14 protein-coding genes and 1 other annotated feature (1 of these 15 cut by a window edge) are annotated in these 15210 nt (G+C 42.7%); of the genes, 10 read left to right on the top strand and 4 right to left on the bottom strand.

Annotated elements, in window-relative coordinates:
- Nucleotides 1-54: a binding site (T-box leader), on the top strand (it extends 167 nt beyond the left edge of the window).
- A gap of 79 nt (nucleotides 55-133) precedes the next feature.
- The 3 genes from argS (at nucleotide 134) to C4B60_RS14660 (ending at nucleotide 3198) form a co-directional block, all read left to right on the top strand.
- Nucleotides 134-1840, top strand: coding sequence for an arginine--tRNA ligase (gene argS / locus C4B60_RS14670; protein WP_104058771.1), 1707 nt, complete (start codon nucleotides 134-136; stop codon nucleotides 1838-1840).
- Nucleotides 1841-1916: 76 nt separating this feature from the next.
- Nucleotides 1917-2864, top strand: a complete 948-nt coding sequence (gene msrB / locus C4B60_RS14665; protein ID WP_104058770.1) for a peptide-methionine (R)-S-oxide reductase MsrB — start codon at nucleotides 1917-1919, stop codon at nucleotides 2862-2864.
- A gap of 22 nt (nucleotides 2865-2886) precedes the next feature.
- Nucleotides 2887-3198: a hypothetical protein gene (locus C4B60_RS14660; RefSeq protein ID WP_104058769.1), complete on the top strand. Its 312-nt coding sequence runs from the start codon at nucleotides 2887-2889 to the stop codon at nucleotides 3196-3198.
- Nucleotides 3199-3414: 216 nt separating this feature from the next.
- Here C4B60_RS14660 and C4B60_RS14655 read toward each other — a convergent pair whose 3' ends face one another.
- The gene (locus tag C4B60_RS14655; protein ID WP_167578677.1) at nucleotides 3415-4230 is read right to left on the bottom strand and encodes an SGNH/GDSL hydrolase family protein; all 816 of its coding nucleotides are present in this window, start codon (nucleotides 4228-4230) and stop codon (nucleotides 3415-3417) included.
- An 826-nt stretch (nucleotides 4231-5056) separates the two neighbouring features.
- Between C4B60_RS14655 and C4B60_RS14650 the strand changes: the two genes are divergently transcribed.
- The 3 genes from C4B60_RS14650 to C4B60_RS14640 all read left to right on the top strand — a co-directional run bounded on the left by C4B60_RS14650 (nucleotide 5057) and on the right by C4B60_RS14640 (nucleotide 9164).
- Entirely contained in the window at nucleotides 5057-5509 is a 453-nt protein-coding gene (locus C4B60_RS14650; RefSeq protein WP_104058767.1) for an SRPBCC family protein, read from the top strand.
- Nucleotides 5510-5603: 94 nt separating this feature from the next.
- Entirely contained in the window at nucleotides 5604-6788 is a 1185-nt protein-coding gene (locus C4B60_RS14645; RefSeq protein ID WP_104058766.1) for a class I SAM-dependent rRNA methyltransferase, read from the top strand.
- A gap of 90 nt (nucleotides 6789-6878) precedes the next feature.
- Nucleotides 6879-9164, top strand: coding sequence for a helicase C-terminal domain-containing protein (locus tag C4B60_RS14640; RefSeq protein ID WP_104058765.1), 2286 nt, complete (start codon nucleotides 6879-6881; stop codon nucleotides 9162-9164).
- 16 nt (nucleotides 9165-9180) lie between these two features.
- Here the strand turns inward: C4B60_RS14640 and C4B60_RS14635 are convergent, their stop codons facing one another.
- The 3 genes from C4B60_RS14635 to C4B60_RS14625 form a co-directional block, all read right to left on the bottom strand.
- On the bottom strand, nucleotides 9181-9375 hold the full coding sequence (locus C4B60_RS14635) for a YwbE family protein (RefSeq protein ID WP_104058764.1): 195 nt from the start codon (nucleotides 9373-9375) through the stop codon (nucleotides 9181-9183).
- Between the two features lie 83 nt (nucleotides 9376-9458).
- A complete protein-coding gene (locus tag C4B60_RS14630) occupies nucleotides 9459-10349 on the bottom strand; it encodes a manganese catalase family protein (RefSeq protein WP_104058763.1) in 891 nt (296 codons plus the stop codon).
- 73 nt (nucleotides 10350-10422) lie between these two features.
- Nucleotides 10423-10647: a YuzF family protein gene (locus C4B60_RS14625; RefSeq protein WP_104058762.1), complete on the bottom strand. Its 225-nt coding sequence runs from the start codon at nucleotides 10645-10647 to the stop codon at nucleotides 10423-10425.
- Nucleotides 10648-11100: 453 nt separating this feature from the next.
- On the opposite strand from C4B60_RS14625, the gene C4B60_RS14620 reads away from it, so the two are divergent.
- From C4B60_RS14620 to C4B60_RS14605, 4 genes are read left to right on the top strand one after another with little or no spacing between them, the layout of a single operon-like run.
- Nucleotides 11101-11283, top strand: coding sequence for a hypothetical protein (locus C4B60_RS14620; RefSeq protein WP_104058761.1), 183 nt, complete (start codon nucleotides 11101-11103; stop codon nucleotides 11281-11283).
- A gap of 22 nt (nucleotides 11284-11305) precedes the next feature.
- A complete protein-coding gene (locus tag C4B60_RS14615) occupies nucleotides 11306-11608 on the top strand; it encodes a DUF4212 domain-containing protein (RefSeq protein ID WP_104058760.1) in 303 nt (100 codons plus the stop codon).
- Nucleotides 11609-11651: 43 nt separating this feature from the next.
- Complete coding sequence (locus C4B60_RS14610; RefSeq protein ID WP_104058759.1) at nucleotides 11652-13328, top strand: sodium:solute symporter family protein; 1677 nt, start codon at nucleotides 11652-11654, stop codon at nucleotides 13326-13328.
- A complete protein-coding gene (locus tag C4B60_RS14605) occupies nucleotides 13297-15204 on the top strand; it encodes a DUF294 nucleotidyltransferase-like domain-containing protein (RefSeq protein WP_104058758.1) in 1908 nt (635 codons plus the stop codon). Before C4B60_RS14610 ends, C4B60_RS14605 begins: the two co-directional genes overlap by 32 nt.
- Nucleotides 15205-15210: the final 6 nt, after the last annotated feature.

Below are 15210 nucleotides of genomic sequence, written 5' to 3'. Positions count from 1 at the left end.
CTTTAAAGATATTCAATTGGAGTGGTACCGCGGATCAAAGCATTCGTCTCCTGCAAATTTTGCAGAGGGGCGGATGTTTTTTTATTTTCGTTTAAAGGTTCATACTGGACCAGCTTAAAAAGGAGGAAGAACCATGAAAGAAAAAATCGCTGAAGAATTAACTCAATTAATAGGAAAGGAATTTACAATCAGGGAAATAGAGGACTGGATCGAAAAACCGAAATTTACTACGATGGGTGATTTTGCGTTTCCTTGTTTCCGGCTAGCTAAGAAACTGAAAAAGTCTCCAGTTGAAATTGCCTCCAATTTATCTTCAGAATTTACTGTTAAAGGAATAGAAAAGACGGAACCGGTAAACGGCTATTTAAACTTGTATCTTGATGTTAAAGCGTACGCTGCTGTTGTATTAAATGAAGTGTTAGAAAAAGGAAGCGATTATGGCCAAATGGATACCGGGAAAGGACAAGTGATAACGATTGATTTTTCCTCCCCGAATATTGCGAAGCCTTTTTCAATGGGTCACCTGCGTTCTACAGTCATTGGAAATGCATTGGCGAATCTAATAGAAAAAACCGGTTATAAGGCAATTCGAATTAACCATATCGGGGATTGGGGAACTCAATTTGGCAAGCTGATCACTGCCTATAAAAAATGGGGAGACGAAAACAAAGTAAAAAAATCTCCGATTGTGGAGCTGCACAAGCTTTATGTTTATTTTCATGAACAGGCTGAGAAATACCCGGAGCTGGAAGAGGAAGCCCGTTTGTGGTTTAGGAAGCTTGAGGGTGGAGACGAAGAAGCTCTTGAGCTTTGGACGTGGTTTCGTGAGGTTTCCCTGGAGGCATTTTCTATTGTCTATAATCAGTTGAATATTACCTTTGATTCTTATAATGGAGAAGCTTTTTACAATGACAAAATGGAAGGGGTCATTGAAAAGTTAAAAGAAGCCGCATTACTTGAGGAGTCTTCAGGAGCAATGGTTATTCGTTTAGAGGAAGAAGCCCTTCCGCCATGTTTGATTCAAAAGAAAGACGGGGCAACTCTCTATGCAACAAGAGATTTAGCGGCAGCAGTTTATCGTAAGGGAACATACAATTTTGTTAAATCAGTCTATGTTGTGGGGAATGAGCAATCTCTCCATTTTAAACAATTAAAAGCAGTGCTGGCAAAGTTAAAGATTATATGGGCTGATGACCTTATTCATGTTCCGTTTGGAATGATGCTAAAGGACGGCAAAAAAATGTCAACAAGAAAAGGGAAAATTGTTTTACTGGAGGAAGTTCTGGCTGAATCGGTTAATTTGGCTAAACAGGCGATCAATGAAAAAAACCCTTCACTTCCTAATAAGGAAAAGGTTGCGCAGCAGGTAGGCTTTGGAGCTGTCATGTTTCATGACTTAAAGGTATTTCGTCAAAATGATGTTCATTTTGAGCTTGAGGATATGCTAAGGTTTGAAGGGGAAACCGGTCCGTATGTACAATACGCCTATGCCAGAGCCAGTACATTAGTAAAAAAAGCTGAGACAGCAACTGGACATTCATCGCAAGCACTGTACGAAACATTTGATTCGTTTGGAGAAACGGAACGTCCACTAATTATGAAGATCAGTGAATTTGAAGAAACCATAAAACAGGCTGCAGATGATTGGGATCCTTCAAAAATTGCGAAATATTGCATTGATCTTTCTCAACTGTTTAATCAGTATTATGCCCGTACCAGCATCCTTAAGGAATCAAACAAAGTAAAGCAGGAGCAAAGCCTTCAATTAATTAAAAGTGTTAAAATTACACTTAAAGAAGGATTGCGTCTTCTTGGTGTTGCTGCTCCAGAAGAAATGTAAACTTGGGGACCGATCAATTGTTGTTTTCATTTATTCTCTATATGATAGAAAGAGAAAAAAATGGGAGGATGTGCGTATGGAAAAGGCTATTTTTGCCGGCGGCTGTTTTTGGTGTATGGTCCGCCCTTTTACTGAACTGGAGGGTATAGTAAAGGTTGTATCCGGCTATACAGGCGGCGCCGAAAAAGATGCCAGCTATTCTGCTGTTAAATCGGGCGAAACCGGACATGTCGAAGCGGTCGAGATCACATTCAATCCGACGAAGATTCCCTATTCTAAATTGCTTGAGATTTTTTGGACAGTAACGGATCCAACAGATGAAGACGGTCAATTTACCGATAGGGGTCCTGCTTATCAGTCCATCATCTTTACGAATTCGAATGAGCAACGGATAGCAGCTGAAGCATCACGTTCAGCCCTTATACAGAGCGGGCGATTTGAAAAACCGGTTATAACAAAAATTAAAGAAGCGGCAGATTTTTATCCTGCAGAAGAATTTCATCAGGATTTCGATCTAAAAAATCCGTTTAGGTATTCACTCTATTATCAAGGCTCTGGAAGAAAGGAATTCAAGCGCAGGTATTGGCCAAAGGATCGTACCGTGCTAAAAAACAAGCTTGAGCCTATGCAGTATTTCGTTACACAGGAAAATGGAACAGAACCGCCTTTTGAAAATGCGTACTGGGATAACCAGGAGGAAGGAATTTATGTAGATATTGTTTCGGGGGAGCCTTTATTCAGCTCAAGAGACCAATATGATGCAGGCTGTGGCTGGCCTTCCTTTACAAAGCCGATTACACCTTCAATGGTGAGGGAAGAGTGGGATGTATCGACTAAACATACCCGCAAAGAAATTAGGAGCAGAGATGCAGACTCTCATTTAGGTCATGTGTTTGAAGACGGACCAAAGCCTGAAGGTCTGAGATATTGCATCAACTCTGCAGCTCTTCGGTTTATTCCAAAGGACATGCTTGAAGAAGAGGGGTACGGAGATTTCCTTCTGCTATTTTCCGTTAGAAAATGAAGAGAAAAGAGGATTTTCACAAATGAAAAACAACAAAGCTGCCCTGCTGCTATGGGCAAGCCATGGTTTTTACATTATCTTTCTGCCTGTCTGGTTCATGTTTTTTGGACTGACTGTCATGGGTCAGGATGAAAATGCCCAGGCGGGAAATATAGCGGGGGTTATTACGGAATATGCGATTGGCGCCTACCCGGTCATTTTACTAATCGTAATCGCCATCAGCTGGTCTTCTTACCATAAGCGGAACTGGAAGAAGATGATTCTTACAAACGTCATTCCACTATTATGGATCGCACCGATTCTGCTGACATTTTTATTTGCTAATTTGGTTTGAGAAAAATTTAATTGTCTAAGATATAACGATAATTTTAGAAACGTGAGGTGAACGGAGCGGAAGGTGGCGACTCCTGCGGGATGAAGCGGGAGCTTGAGATCCACTTGCTGAAAGCAAGTTAGCTCAAGCCCCGCCCCGCGGAAAGCGTCCGCCTGAAGCGCAGTGAACCGGATGAGAGTGGTTCAGACATATTGATATGCTCCATTTAACTTTATCCTAACGATGCTGGCCATAATAAGGGGTTATCAAAGCTTCTGTAAAAAGCTCCTTAAACCAGATCTGATAGCCAAGATCATTCGGATGTATCATATCGTTCAGCGTATCTTCCTTCGTTAAACCCTGTGCTTCCATTTCGGCAAGCATATGACCATGTGTGTCAAAATAATTCCAATCATTCGCTAAAATAACCTGCTTCGTATAATCCACATATTCTTCAAATGTCAGCCCTAATGAATTTAATCCGGAAGGGTCAATGTTTTCCTTTAATATAGGATTAGGAGAAATAAACAATATTTCAGCCTCTGGAAGCTCATGCTTAAATGTATGGTAAAGCAGCTCAATAGACGATTTCGTATCAGGCAAAGAAACAGAACGGCGATAATTATTAATCACTGAGGTTTCCAAAATAATCAAATCAGGGCGGCTTGAGATGACTTTATCTACTACATCCTGCTCCAGCAGTCTGACCGATGTATAGCCGGAATGACCATGGTTTGAAATCGTCACATGCTGCAGCGGACGGCTTGAATCTCTTATTTCGCTTTGCAGCAGCGCACGCCACGAATTGCCGGGTACACTTGCTCCAACCCCTTTTGTCACACTGCTTCCCAAAGTAGCCACACGGGCAGACCCGTTTTTAAGTACACGGTACGTTAAAAAATCAAGATACGATACATCCTCATGTAGTGCCGGATTAATCTCATCCATCCGTTCTTTTATCTCAACCTGCTTATATCGGTATTCACTTCGAACCATCCCCAAAAGCACCAGCAGAACAGCCAAAGCGAGCGAAATTTTAATTACTCTTTTCAAACGAAAACAACCCCTTCTATTCAAGCTAAGCTTCCCAAAGGCAAAAGAACCGGAATCAACCTGCCCCATGAAGAGGGCTTTCCCATGACAAAACAAAAACTTTCTATATTTTGACCATTGACTGGTGAAATTCAACTTTTCAATAATCAACGGGACTTAACCCCTTAACCCACAACCTCCGAAGAGTATTCACCTTTTATTCAGGAGTTGATTGAAGTGTAAGGGGGGTGACTCCTGCGGGATAGAGCGGGAGCTTGAGATCCACTTGCGCTAGCAAGTTAGCTCAAGCCCCGCCCCGCGGAAAGCATCCCCCTGCAACGGAAATCAACACGTTTCCTGAAGAACACAAGCTCATAACTTTAGAATGGTGGAACATGTTGGATAGGAGTATACCTTCTTAACACCCAATTTCCGAAGAACCTTCACCTTTTATTCAGGAGTTGATTGAAGTGGAAGGGGGTGACTCCTGCGGGATAGAGCGGGAGCTTGAGATCCACTTGCGTTAGCAAGTTAGCTCAAGCCTCGCCCCGCGGAAAGCATCCCCCTGCAACGGAAATCAACACGTTTCCTTAAGAACACAAGCTCATAACTTTAGAACGTTAGAACATGTTGGTTAAAAGTAACCTCTTTCCATAAAACGCCAAAAACTTCATAAGAAATACAATTTCCACAATTGTAACAAGAATGTAACAAACCTTCAATAGGCAGAAACGCCGACTTCCTGCTCACATTTAGCTTTTCCACCCAGCCCCCAACTAAACAAAAAACTCACCGTCCAAGTATAATAAAGCCATACAAGCACTCATCACCTAGGGAGGGAACTCAAATGGGAGCACTAAACCAAAAAATTGTCATCGAAAAACCAATCGAAAACGTTTTTAACATCGCTGTAAACATGGAAAACTCACCAGCCATCATGGACCAGGTTGAAGAAATCAAAAAACTGACAGACGGTCCCGTAGCACAGGGGACAAAATACGAAGAAATCCGGAACCTCGGCGGCAGAAGGGTACAATCCATCCTCGAAGTAGTTGAATACACACCAAATGCCTCCTACGCCGTATCAAGCGAACAAAACGGAGTACAAATTACATTCCGCTACACCTTCACCCCTCAAGGTGAGCATACCCTTGTAACATTTGATGGGACAATTCAAACAAAAGGGCTTGCCAGAAGCCTCTTTAAGGGGATGATTGTCCGCATGATTTCAAAGGAAGAATTATTTCATCTGCAGAAATTAAAAACATATATAGAAAAGAACGATTCAGAGGATCGTTAGGACAGAATTTGTTTGTCAGGGCTTCCTCAGCTATGATGGGGAAGTGCAAGAGCACTTGCCCAAAAGATAAAAGGGGCACCTGAGGAGAGAAAAAATGAACAAAATCACATTAAAGAAAAAATTTACTGATAAAGTCAAAAGCGGCTATCCGCTGCTGACAGCTGAAATGCTTGAGGATCCCTCCCAGCTTGGAGAAGAAGGAGATATCCTGATTTTGACTGATCATAGGGACGAGTTTATCGCCAAAGGATTTCAGGGGAAGCAAAATAAAGGAATCGGCTGGCTTGTCACCTGGGAGCAGGACGAGGAAATAGCCAAACTATTATTTATAAATCGTTTACGTGCGGCCATCGGACGCAGGAAAAAATGGTTTTCGAGCTCTGACACCAATGCATTTCGTGTATTTAACGGAGAAGGAGATGGCTTAGGCGGCCTTACGATTGATTATTTTAATGGTCATTATTTATTTACCTGGTACAGTGAAGGCATTTATTTAATGAGAGAAGAATTATTCTCTGCTTTTGAGGAGCTTGTATCCTATAAAAGCATTTATGGGAAAAAGCGCTTTGATACAAAGGGCCGTTATGTGGAAGATGATGACTTCATTAAAGGCGAAAGACCGTCATTTCCTCTTGTTGTAAAAGAAAATGGCGCTCAATTTGCCGTTTATTTAAATGAAGGTGCAATGGTAGGCGTGTTTTTAGATCAGCGTGATGTAAGACGGGCAATACGTGACCGGTATGCGGAAGGGAAGACCGTATTAAATACCTTTTCCTATACAGGCGCTTTTTCAGTATTTGCTGCTTTGGGCGGAGCGGTTAAAACAACAAGTGTTGATTTAGCAAATCGCAGTGTTCCTAAGACAATTGAGCAATTCAGCATGAACGGGATTGATTATGAAGCACAGGATATTTTAGTGCGGGATGTCTTCCGCTATTTTAACTATGCGGTTAAAAATGAGATTAAATTTGATTTAGTGGTAATGGATCCTCCAAGCTTTGCGCGATCCAAGAAAAATACATTCAGTGCAGCAAAGGATTATAAGAATTTGATGAAGCAGGCCATTGATATTACAGAAAACAATGGAGTGATCGTTGCTTCAACGAATGCTGCGAATGTCCCAATGAAAAAATTCCAGCGCTTTATTGATGAAGCCTTTAAAGAAAAAGGATTAAAGTATGAAATTTTAGAAACGCACACACTGCCTGAGGATTTTGCCGTTTCTTCTTCTTTTACAGAAGGGGATTACTTAAAGGTCCTATTTGTAAAAAGAAAATAAGTCATGCCGCTCACTAATGCAGTGAGTGGCTTTTTTAGGTAAAAAAACGGTAAACTTAAAGGAATAAGGATCAGAACAGGGTGGGTTGCAATGTCAGACGCAATTAAAATTTCAGCAAGACGGCTCGCAGAATATGTTCACAGAAGCGGTAGTATCGATGCAGGAATTGGGAGTGCTGCAGCCATGCTTGAAGGGACGAAAATCCATCAGGCGATTCAGCAAACCTACACAGAGCAGGACCATAAAGAGCTTCACCTGGCCAAAGAGCTGGAAGCAGAGGGAGCTGTTTTTCAGCTGGAGGGCAGATGCGACGGTCTCCTGTTAAGAGATAATCGTTTTATCATTGATGAAATCAAATCGACTGCAAGACTCCTCGAAGAAATTGAGGAGCCAAGTGCGGTGCACGTTGCGCAGGCTGCTGTTTATGCATGGATTGTTTGTGAGGATAAGGAGCTTGAAGAAATCGATATTCAAGTTACCTATGTACAGACAATTACGAAAGAAGAAAAGAGATTTTTGAAAAACTGGACAATTGATTCGCTAAGAGCAAAGGTGAGAGAAATGGTGCGATGCTATGCGCCGTTTGCCAAGCTGATGAAGGAGCTTCGCCTAAAACGGAATGAATCGATTCAGTCACTTGCTTTTCCTTACGAAGAGTTTCGGACAGGACAGCGAAGGTTTGCGGGAGCTGTTTATCAGACGATCTCGGAAAAAGGAAAGCTGTTTGCACAGGCACCCACCGGAATTGGAAAGACCATTTCAACTCTTTTTCCTGCGATTAAATCAATTGGAGAAGGGAATGCGAACCAGGCGGTTTACTCCACTGCGAAAACCATCACACGGAAAACAGCTGAGGAAGCCTTTTCTCTTATGCAGGAAAAGGGGCTCAAAATGTCAGCTGTTACGTTAACGGCAAAGGATAAAATCTGCTTTCAGGAGAAAACCATTTGCCAAAAGGAATATTGTGAGTTTGCAGACGGTCATTTTGACCGCATCAATGAAGCGGTGCTGGATATTATGCGTAACGAGCTGAGTATGACCCGGACGGTTATTGAGCAATATGCCTTTAAACACCGCGTCTGTCCATTTGAATTTTCAATGGATTTATCCTATATCACCGATGTAATGATTGGGGACTATAATTATGTTTTTGATCCCCGTGTAGCAAGAAAGCGCTTAGCGGGGGAGCAAAAGCGCTCAACAGTGTTATTGGTGGATGAAGCGCACAATCTGGTGGACCGGGCGAGGGAGATGTACTCAGCTTCTATTCAAAAATCTACCTTCCTTGCGCTTAGTAAATCAGCTTCAGCCACTCCTGCCCTTAAAAAAGCAGCAAAAGGAGTGAACCGTGCCTGCCTTGATTTGAAAAAACAATGCGGGGAAGAGCGCTACCGGATTTTTGACGATGCCCCGGATGAGTGGAAACTAGCTTTACTGACCTTTTATGAAGCAGCGGAGGAACGCGTTCATTCTGGAGAAACAGATCAGGAAGTAATTGACCTTTATTTTGCCGCACAGCGCATGCTTCATGTGATGGAGTCAATGGATGAGCGCTTTTATTTCTTAGTTGAGAAAAAAGGAAGTGACGTTGGAGTAAAAATTGTCTGTATGGATCCTTCCCTATTTATTAAAGAAACGACAAAGACTTATCGCGCGGGAGTTTTCTTTTCTGCCACGCTTGCACCTATTTCCTATGTAAGGCAAATGCTTGGGGGAGCGCCTGAGGACTATGGGATCGCTATCCCTTCTCCGTTTAAAAAAGAACAAATTGATGTCAGGACATATTCGATTTCAACGAAATACCGGGACAGGGAAAGAACGCTTGACTCTATTTTAAATGCAATAGAGCAGGGGGTGAAGGATGCGAAAGGGAATTTTATTGCCTTCTTTCCTTCTTACTCCTATATGGAAGCAGCTGTTGACCGGTTTAGTGAGCAAATGGATCTGAGCGGCTATGATTTGATGGTCCAATCGAAGATCATGACAGAAGAAGAGAGGGAGGCGTTTTTACTTTCCTTTAAAGAAAAACAAAATATTATCGCCTTTGCGGTTATGGGAGGGATTTTTTCTGAGGGTGTGGACCTGCCCGGAGATCAACTGGCAGGCGCAGCAATTGTCGGAGTCGGTCTTCCTCAGCTGAACCCGGAGCGGGATCAAATGAAAAAGTATTTTCAGGAGCAGGGGAAAAACGGCTACCATTTTGCCTATGTGTACCCTGGGATTAATAAAGTTCTCCAGGCAGGGGGGCGACTGATCCGGACAGAAGAAGACCAGGGGATTTTGCTTTTAATAGATGACAGATTTCAATCGAGGCTGTATCAGGAGCTTTTGCCTGAGGAATGGAGAATAAATGAAAACACGCAGACACCCGGTTAGGGGATCTGCGTGTTTTTTACGTATGAATATTTTTTACTCTGCCGACCTGTCCGTCTTCTAGCCTTACCTTAATTCCATGAGGATGTGAAGGAGACTTCGTAAGAATATCCTTTACGGTTCCACGGGTCAGTTTGCCTGAACGCTGGTCCTGCTTCAGGACAATATCTACCTCGATGCCAGGCGTGATGCTGCTTCTTTGCTGTCCGTTCATCCTGCTCCCACTTTCTATTAAACGTTTGTTTAATCATACCACAGAAAGCTGGGAGGGGCTTTACACATGAAAAAGGCAAAGAGCTACATATTTTCCATCAGTCTTTTGACAATCCGGTCATAATCGTCTTTTCCAATCCCGGGAGCAAATTCTTCCGGCAGATCGTCTAAATCAGGAACAGTGCCTCCTTCAGGCATTCCTTCCTGTACAACAAGCGGCTGTCCATTGCTTGGATTCGTTCCCTTCCAGATGGCTCTGATATCCTTGTAATCACCGTCGCTCCAAGTAAAAAGGACATTCCCGACGCCCTGCTCCTCATATTTCCTCGCGTGGTCAAATGCCCGGTTATCAAGGCTTGGTATGGGAAGCATTTTAGTCAGATCAACGCCGGTTGCAATTTCAAGTGCTTTGGCATAAGCCAGAACATGAACGCCTCCGCGCACAAGCAAATAACCGATCATTTCCCTGGCTGTAGGATGATCTGTCATTTCATAAACCCGCATTTTATGTGTTCTTGCCCCTATCTCAAGGAAGAAATTATGAAGAAGGTCAAGCACTAAATTTCCGCTTGAAAAAACATTATCCCCTCTCCAGGGGTTTCCCATTGAGTCACCTGCCAGGGAGGTCTGTGCGGTTGCTATAAAGGAATAGGTGTTTCGCATATCCTTCGCATTTTGAAGAGGTGTCAGATCGGGTTCCGCTGTGAAGGTTGTTCCTTTTGAAAGGAGATTGATCGTGGTGCTGACAAGCTCTACATGGCCAAACTCCTCAGCTGTGATGCTTGCCACAAGATCATAAAAAGGCTTCAGCTTTCCTTTTTGACGAAAGTTGAAGGACTGATACATATAGTTATTGAGAGTCGACATCTCTCCGAATTTCCCGCCTAAAAGCTCCTGAACAGCTGCAGCTGCATTCGCATCCCCATATTCAGGATTCGGAAGTTCAATCGCTATTTTATTGACCCGCTTAAACATCATTCATTCCTCCTTTGCACATTCCTCCTGCTATGTGTATGTTCACATAGCGGAGGATATGAGAAAGGAATCTTTAGGAAGGGGATACCCAGATAATTTGCTGTGTCCGGATAAAGAATGGCGTCTTGTTAATTTCAATTACAATGTGATCAGGAAGAACGCTTGTTAAAGTTCCCTGCAGTGACCCGCGAATGGTTTGAACAACAATATTGTTGCCGACTACACCAGATAACGTCTGGTAAACATACGGATCATACATACTCGTTAATTGAACTGTCTGTTGTGACTGTCCATTCATATTCCTGCACCCCTTTAATCGCAATTGCTAATAGTATATGAGCAAATGGAAAACAGGTGAAAAAATGGAGATGAATCATCATCCCAATAAATTTAGCAAATTTAATAAAATGATAAAATTGTACTAAAGTAAAAGCAGCTTAAAATAGAAAAGTTAAAAAATAGGATGAATAAATATTCTTTAAATTTAATTTAAATTAGAATTTAAAGAAAGTTTGTAACGGAAAATGACAGAATTTTTAAAGACAATACGTATCTGAAATATAATTAATATAGCATTAAAAGGCTGTATGGAGGATATAGTATACCCCAAACAAGGACTTAAGTCTTATTTAGTATTAACTACTAACCTTGACATCGGGGATGGATTATAGGAATAATAAGAAAAGCTTGAATATTCATTAAATTTTTTAATTTAAAATGACAACGCTTTCAAATTTGAGGAGGTGAAAAAATGCTGGTATGGGGATTTGCTATTATCACGGCTGTTTCGGTGGTTCTCGGATTGAGGCTGAAAAAGAAAAGGTGGTTCGCCCTGCCCTTTGCAGTACTTGCAGGCTATCTGCTGATTGAAATTATCAAAGTCCCGCTGCCATTTTGGGATACGATCACATTTATCTTTGACTTAAGAGGCTGAAACTGAAGGGGGAGAAAATAAAGTGAAAAAAATTGATAAGAAAGTGGCAGACGCTTATTTTCGTACTCGTACAACCTTAATTATGATTTATCTGGCCATAGGATTTATTGCTTCCTTTGGCATGGTAATGTTTGCGGAAAGCTTGTCGTCTATCAAGTTTAATGGATTTCCGGTCCATTACTATATGGGAGCTCAGGGGGCAGTTTTAATTTTTATTATCCTTCTTTTTGTAAACGCGTTTGTCAGTGATAGAGTTGATAAAAAATATGGTATTGATGACGCAAGGAATGAATCCATCGGTTCGGGCAAAACAGTAGACCATTAAGCACAGTTGATTGGAATAGTCTGATATTCAAAGGGGGAAGACAATGGATTCTCAGTTTCTGGTATCACTAGTATTTATTTTAGTAACTTTTGGCTTATACATAGGGATTGCTATTTATAACCAGGCGAAGGTTACATCTGATTTTTATGTAGCAGGACGCGGAGTTCCGCCAATTTATAACGGGATGGCAATCGGGGCTGACTGGATGAGTGCTGCTTCATTCATTGGTATGGCCGGTACTGTTATGATCATGGGATATGACGGACTGGGCTACATTATGGGTTGGACAGGCGGTTATCTTCTTTTAACTTTTCTGTTAGCTCCTCAGTTAAGAAAATACGGACGGTATACCGTTCCAGAATTTATTGGGGACAGATACGGCAGTAATTCAGCGAGACTGATTGCCGCATTTGCCACCATTATTATTAGTTTCACGTATTCAATCGGGCAGATGTCCGGGTCAGGTGTTGTAATTGGGCGCCTGCTTGAAGTGGATTACAGAATTGGAACCCTAATCGGTGCTGCGTTGATTGCTTTCTATGCTGCATTGGGCGGTATGAAAGGGATCACCTGGACACAAGTAGCGCAGTACATCGTATTGATAACTGCCTATCTTGTACCGGTAATTTTTATGTCACTACAAATTCAGGGTAATCCTCTTCCTTGGGTGTCCTATGGAAATGTGCTTGATCAGATGAGTGTTCTCGATCAGGAGCTCGGTATATCGGAATATCTGGTGCCGTTTACCGAATCAACTAAATGGCAGTTTTTAGCTTTAATGTTTACATTGATGGCCGGGACTGCGGGGCTGCCGCACGTTATTGTACGTTTTTACACCGTTTCTACTATGAAGGCTGCACGCTGGAGCGGCGCATGGGCTATTTTATTTATTGGACTTCTTTACCTTTCCGCTCCTGCCTATGCTGCTTTCTCCCGTTTCATTTTAATGACACAGGTAGCCGGATCGCCTATTGATGCATTGCCTGCCTGGACAAATTCCTGGGTAGATACAGGCATGCTTCAGGTAGCAGATACAAATGGAGATGGCATACTGCAGTGGGCAGAGCTTCAGATTGCCAATGACATCGTCGTTATGGCCACACCTGAAATTGCTAATCTTGGTGTTTTTGTTATCGGTCTTATGGCTGCCGGAGCAATGGCTGCTGCCCTATCAACAGCTGGCGGTCTGATGATTGCTATTTCGGCTTCTCTGTCACATGATATTTATTTCCGTTCAATTAACCCAAATGCTACAGACAAAAAGCGTTTATCTGTTGGCCGCTGGTCAATTGTTATCGCATCCTTGGCTGCAGGCTTAATTGCTTTAAATCCTCCAGGAGCGATCACACAGATTGTGGCATGGGCATTTGCTCTGGCTTCAGGCTCCTTCTTCCCGGCACTTCTGCTTGGTGTTTGGTGGAAACGATCAAATGCTGCAGGGGTTATTTCAGGAATGCTTGTCGGGTTAAGTGTTACACTCGGTTACATTTTTGCTGCTAAATATGGAGGATTCACGATCTTAGGGATTATTGATACAGGTGCCGGTGTGTTTGGTGCATCTGCAGCAATTCTTACTAACGTCATAGTGTCATTAGCAACCAAGCCTCCTTCTAAGAAAATCCAGGAAGAGGTACAGGATCTTCGTTATCCGGAGCAAATGACCTATCGGGATGGAGAGGTGTGGCTGGATGACGGAGAAGACGTTCCGCCAACCAAATAATCATGAGCATTCAATCAGGAAGTTTGTAAAAGAAACTCCTTTATTCAAAAAGAAAAGCGGACCAGAATTTGACCGCTTATATGAACAGTGTGAGGAAAGGCTTTACGATAAAGGGAATTTAATCGCCCATGCGAAGAAAAGGAGAGAAGGCATCCTCCTGATCACATTCGGGCTTGCAGAGGTATATGCATCAGGCTATCAACATGAGAGGGAGGTGCTTGAGCTTGCAGGTCCTGGTGAGGTTATTGGCCTTGCAAGCTTGAGCAATATGCTTCGCCCCTCCGGAGAGTCGACAAACACAGTAGAGATCCAAGCGTTGGAAACAACGCTTGGATTGTTTATTCCGTATAAAGTTCTTGAAGGAATCTGGAAGGAAAAAGAGGTTCAGCAGTTCTTTTTGGAAAAGACCATTTTCCGGCTGAGAGACGTGTATCAATCCTTTACGGATCAGCTTCAGCAGTCCAGCTGGATGGATAGTCAAAGACAGGTGTTTCAGCGGGTACAGAATATCATGTCTTCACCATTATTGACGTTGTCTTCAGACAGCACTATTAAAGAGGGAATGCGCTTTATGACAGAGCATAATTTAAGTGCTGTTGTCTGTCTAAATTCCTTATCCAGACCCATTGTGATCTCCATGAGAGAGATGATAAAGGCACTAGCTGAAGATCGCGCTCTTACAACCTCCCTGCGCGAATTACCAGTTAAGGATGCCACTGTTATTTCCCGCTCCGCTTACTACTATGATGCTTTAACCATTTTTCAGCAAAAGCCGGATCTGCGGCACGTTGTGGTGACAGATGAGCAGGAAAATCCGGTTGGCATGCTGACCCTCTCGGATGTCCTTAAGCAGAGACACCGTTCAATCCAGCAGGTGATGAAGCAGATTCACCAGCTGTCATACGCATCGATCGAAGAGGTATCTTCAGAATTAAAAAAAGTTTCTGCACAGCTTATTGACGAAAGGGAAAGCATTCGTCTAATGACATCAACAATTAGGCCGCTCTTTGATCAGGTGGTGATTGAGATTGTGAAGCTTGCGCAGAACCAGATTAATGAAGAAAACGGAAAGACTCCTCCATGCAGCTTTTCATTTTATCAGATGGGAAGTGCCGGGCGGGGCGAGCAGCTGCAGATGACTGACCAGGATCATTTTTTAGTCTATGAAAAATCCGGCAGCCAGGTGGATGAGTACTTTGCTTTACTGGGAAATAAGATAGTAGAGCTCCTCGAGAAAATAGGATTTAAACGCTGTGATGGAGATATGATGGCAAGCAATCGTCTGTGGAGAGGATCTGTGGAAATGTGGCAGCAGCGGATTCACCGTTTTGCAACAAAGTCCACACCGCAAAATATTCTTTACGCCTATAACTTCTTTGCGATGAGATGGATTACAGGAAGCAGCTCCCTTCACCAGGCCTTTACAGCTATGATCGAAGAGGAAATAAAAAGCTCCGGCGTTCTTCTTTCTCAAATGGGACAGGAATTAAGGAGTATGCTGATTCCGCAAATTGATCATCGCCTAAGATCCCTTCTTTTAAGAGAAGGGAAGACAATCGATCTTAAAAAGCAGGTTCTATTTCCGTTTCACCATGCGCTGCAAATCAGGGGTCTTCTTAATCGGATTGCAGATGGATCGACTGTTGAGCGGGTTGACAGCCTTCTTGCTAAAGGCCAATTAACTGAAGAGGAGGCTGAGGAGTTAAAGGAGAGTATCGACTGTGTTCTTCTGCTTAATCTTCAGCAAAAACAAAAGGATGGCACATCACGTATTGTTGCCGATCAGCTGACCTCCCGTGATAAAGCCTTACTATCACGCGCTTTAAAGGTGCTAAGGGAGTTTCAAATGAACGTTATAAGAGGATTTGGCGCATAGTCTAAG

Origin of the sequence: Jeotgalibacillus proteolyticus, assembly GCF_002926065.1 — a bacterium.
Classification (GTDB): Bacteria; Bacillota; Bacilli; order Bacillales; family Jeotgalibacillaceae; genus Jeotgalibacillus; species Jeotgalibacillus proteolyticus.
The sequence above is the reverse complement of the archived record's forward strand: the minus strand, read 5'-3'. Positions and strand labels throughout refer to the sequence as shown.

Bases quoted from the DNA above. Each gene is read 5' to 3' on its own strand.
- argS (WP_104058771.1), top strand. From the start codon at position 134: ATGAAAGAAAAAATCGCTGAAGAATTAACTCAATTAATAGGAAAGGAA.
- msrB (WP_104058770.1), top strand. From the start codon at position 1,917: ATGGAAAAGGCTATTTTTGCCGGCGGCTGTTTTTGGTGTATGGTCCGC.
- C4B60_RS14660 (WP_104058769.1), top strand. From the start codon at position 2,887: ATGAAAAACAACAAAGCTGCCCTGCTGCTATGGGCAAGCCATGGTTTT.
- C4B60_RS14650 (WP_104058767.1), top strand. From the start codon at position 5,057: ATGGGAGCACTAAACCAAAAAATTGTCATCGAAAAACCAATCGAAAAC.
- C4B60_RS14645 (WP_104058766.1), top strand. From the start codon at position 5,604: ATGAACAAAATCACATTAAAGAAAAAATTTACTGATAAAGTCAAAAGC.
- C4B60_RS14640 (WP_104058765.1), top strand. From the start codon at position 6,879: ATGTCAGACGCAATTAAAATTTCAGCAAGACGGCTCGCAGAATATGTT.
- C4B60_RS14635 (WP_104058764.1), bottom strand. From the start codon at position 9,375: ATGAACGGACAGCAAAGAAGCAGCATCACGCCTGGCATCGAGGTAGAT.
- C4B60_RS14630 (WP_104058763.1), bottom strand. From the start codon at position 10,349: ATGTTTAAGCGGGTCAATAAAATAGCGATTGAACTTCCGAATCCTGAA.
- C4B60_RS14625 (WP_104058762.1), bottom strand. From the start codon at position 10,647: ATGAATGGACAGTCACAACAGACAGTTCAATTAACGAGTATGTATGAT.
- C4B60_RS14620 (WP_104058761.1), top strand. From the start codon at position 11,101: ATGCTGGTATGGGGATTTGCTATTATCACGGCTGTTTCGGTGGTTCTC.
- C4B60_RS14610 (WP_104058759.1), top strand. From the start codon at position 11,652: ATGGATTCTCAGTTTCTGGTATCACTAGTATTTATTTTAGTAACTTTT.
- C4B60_RS14605 (WP_104058758.1), top strand. From the start codon at position 13,297: ATGACGGAGAAGACGTTCCGCCAACCAAATAATCATGAGCATTCAATC.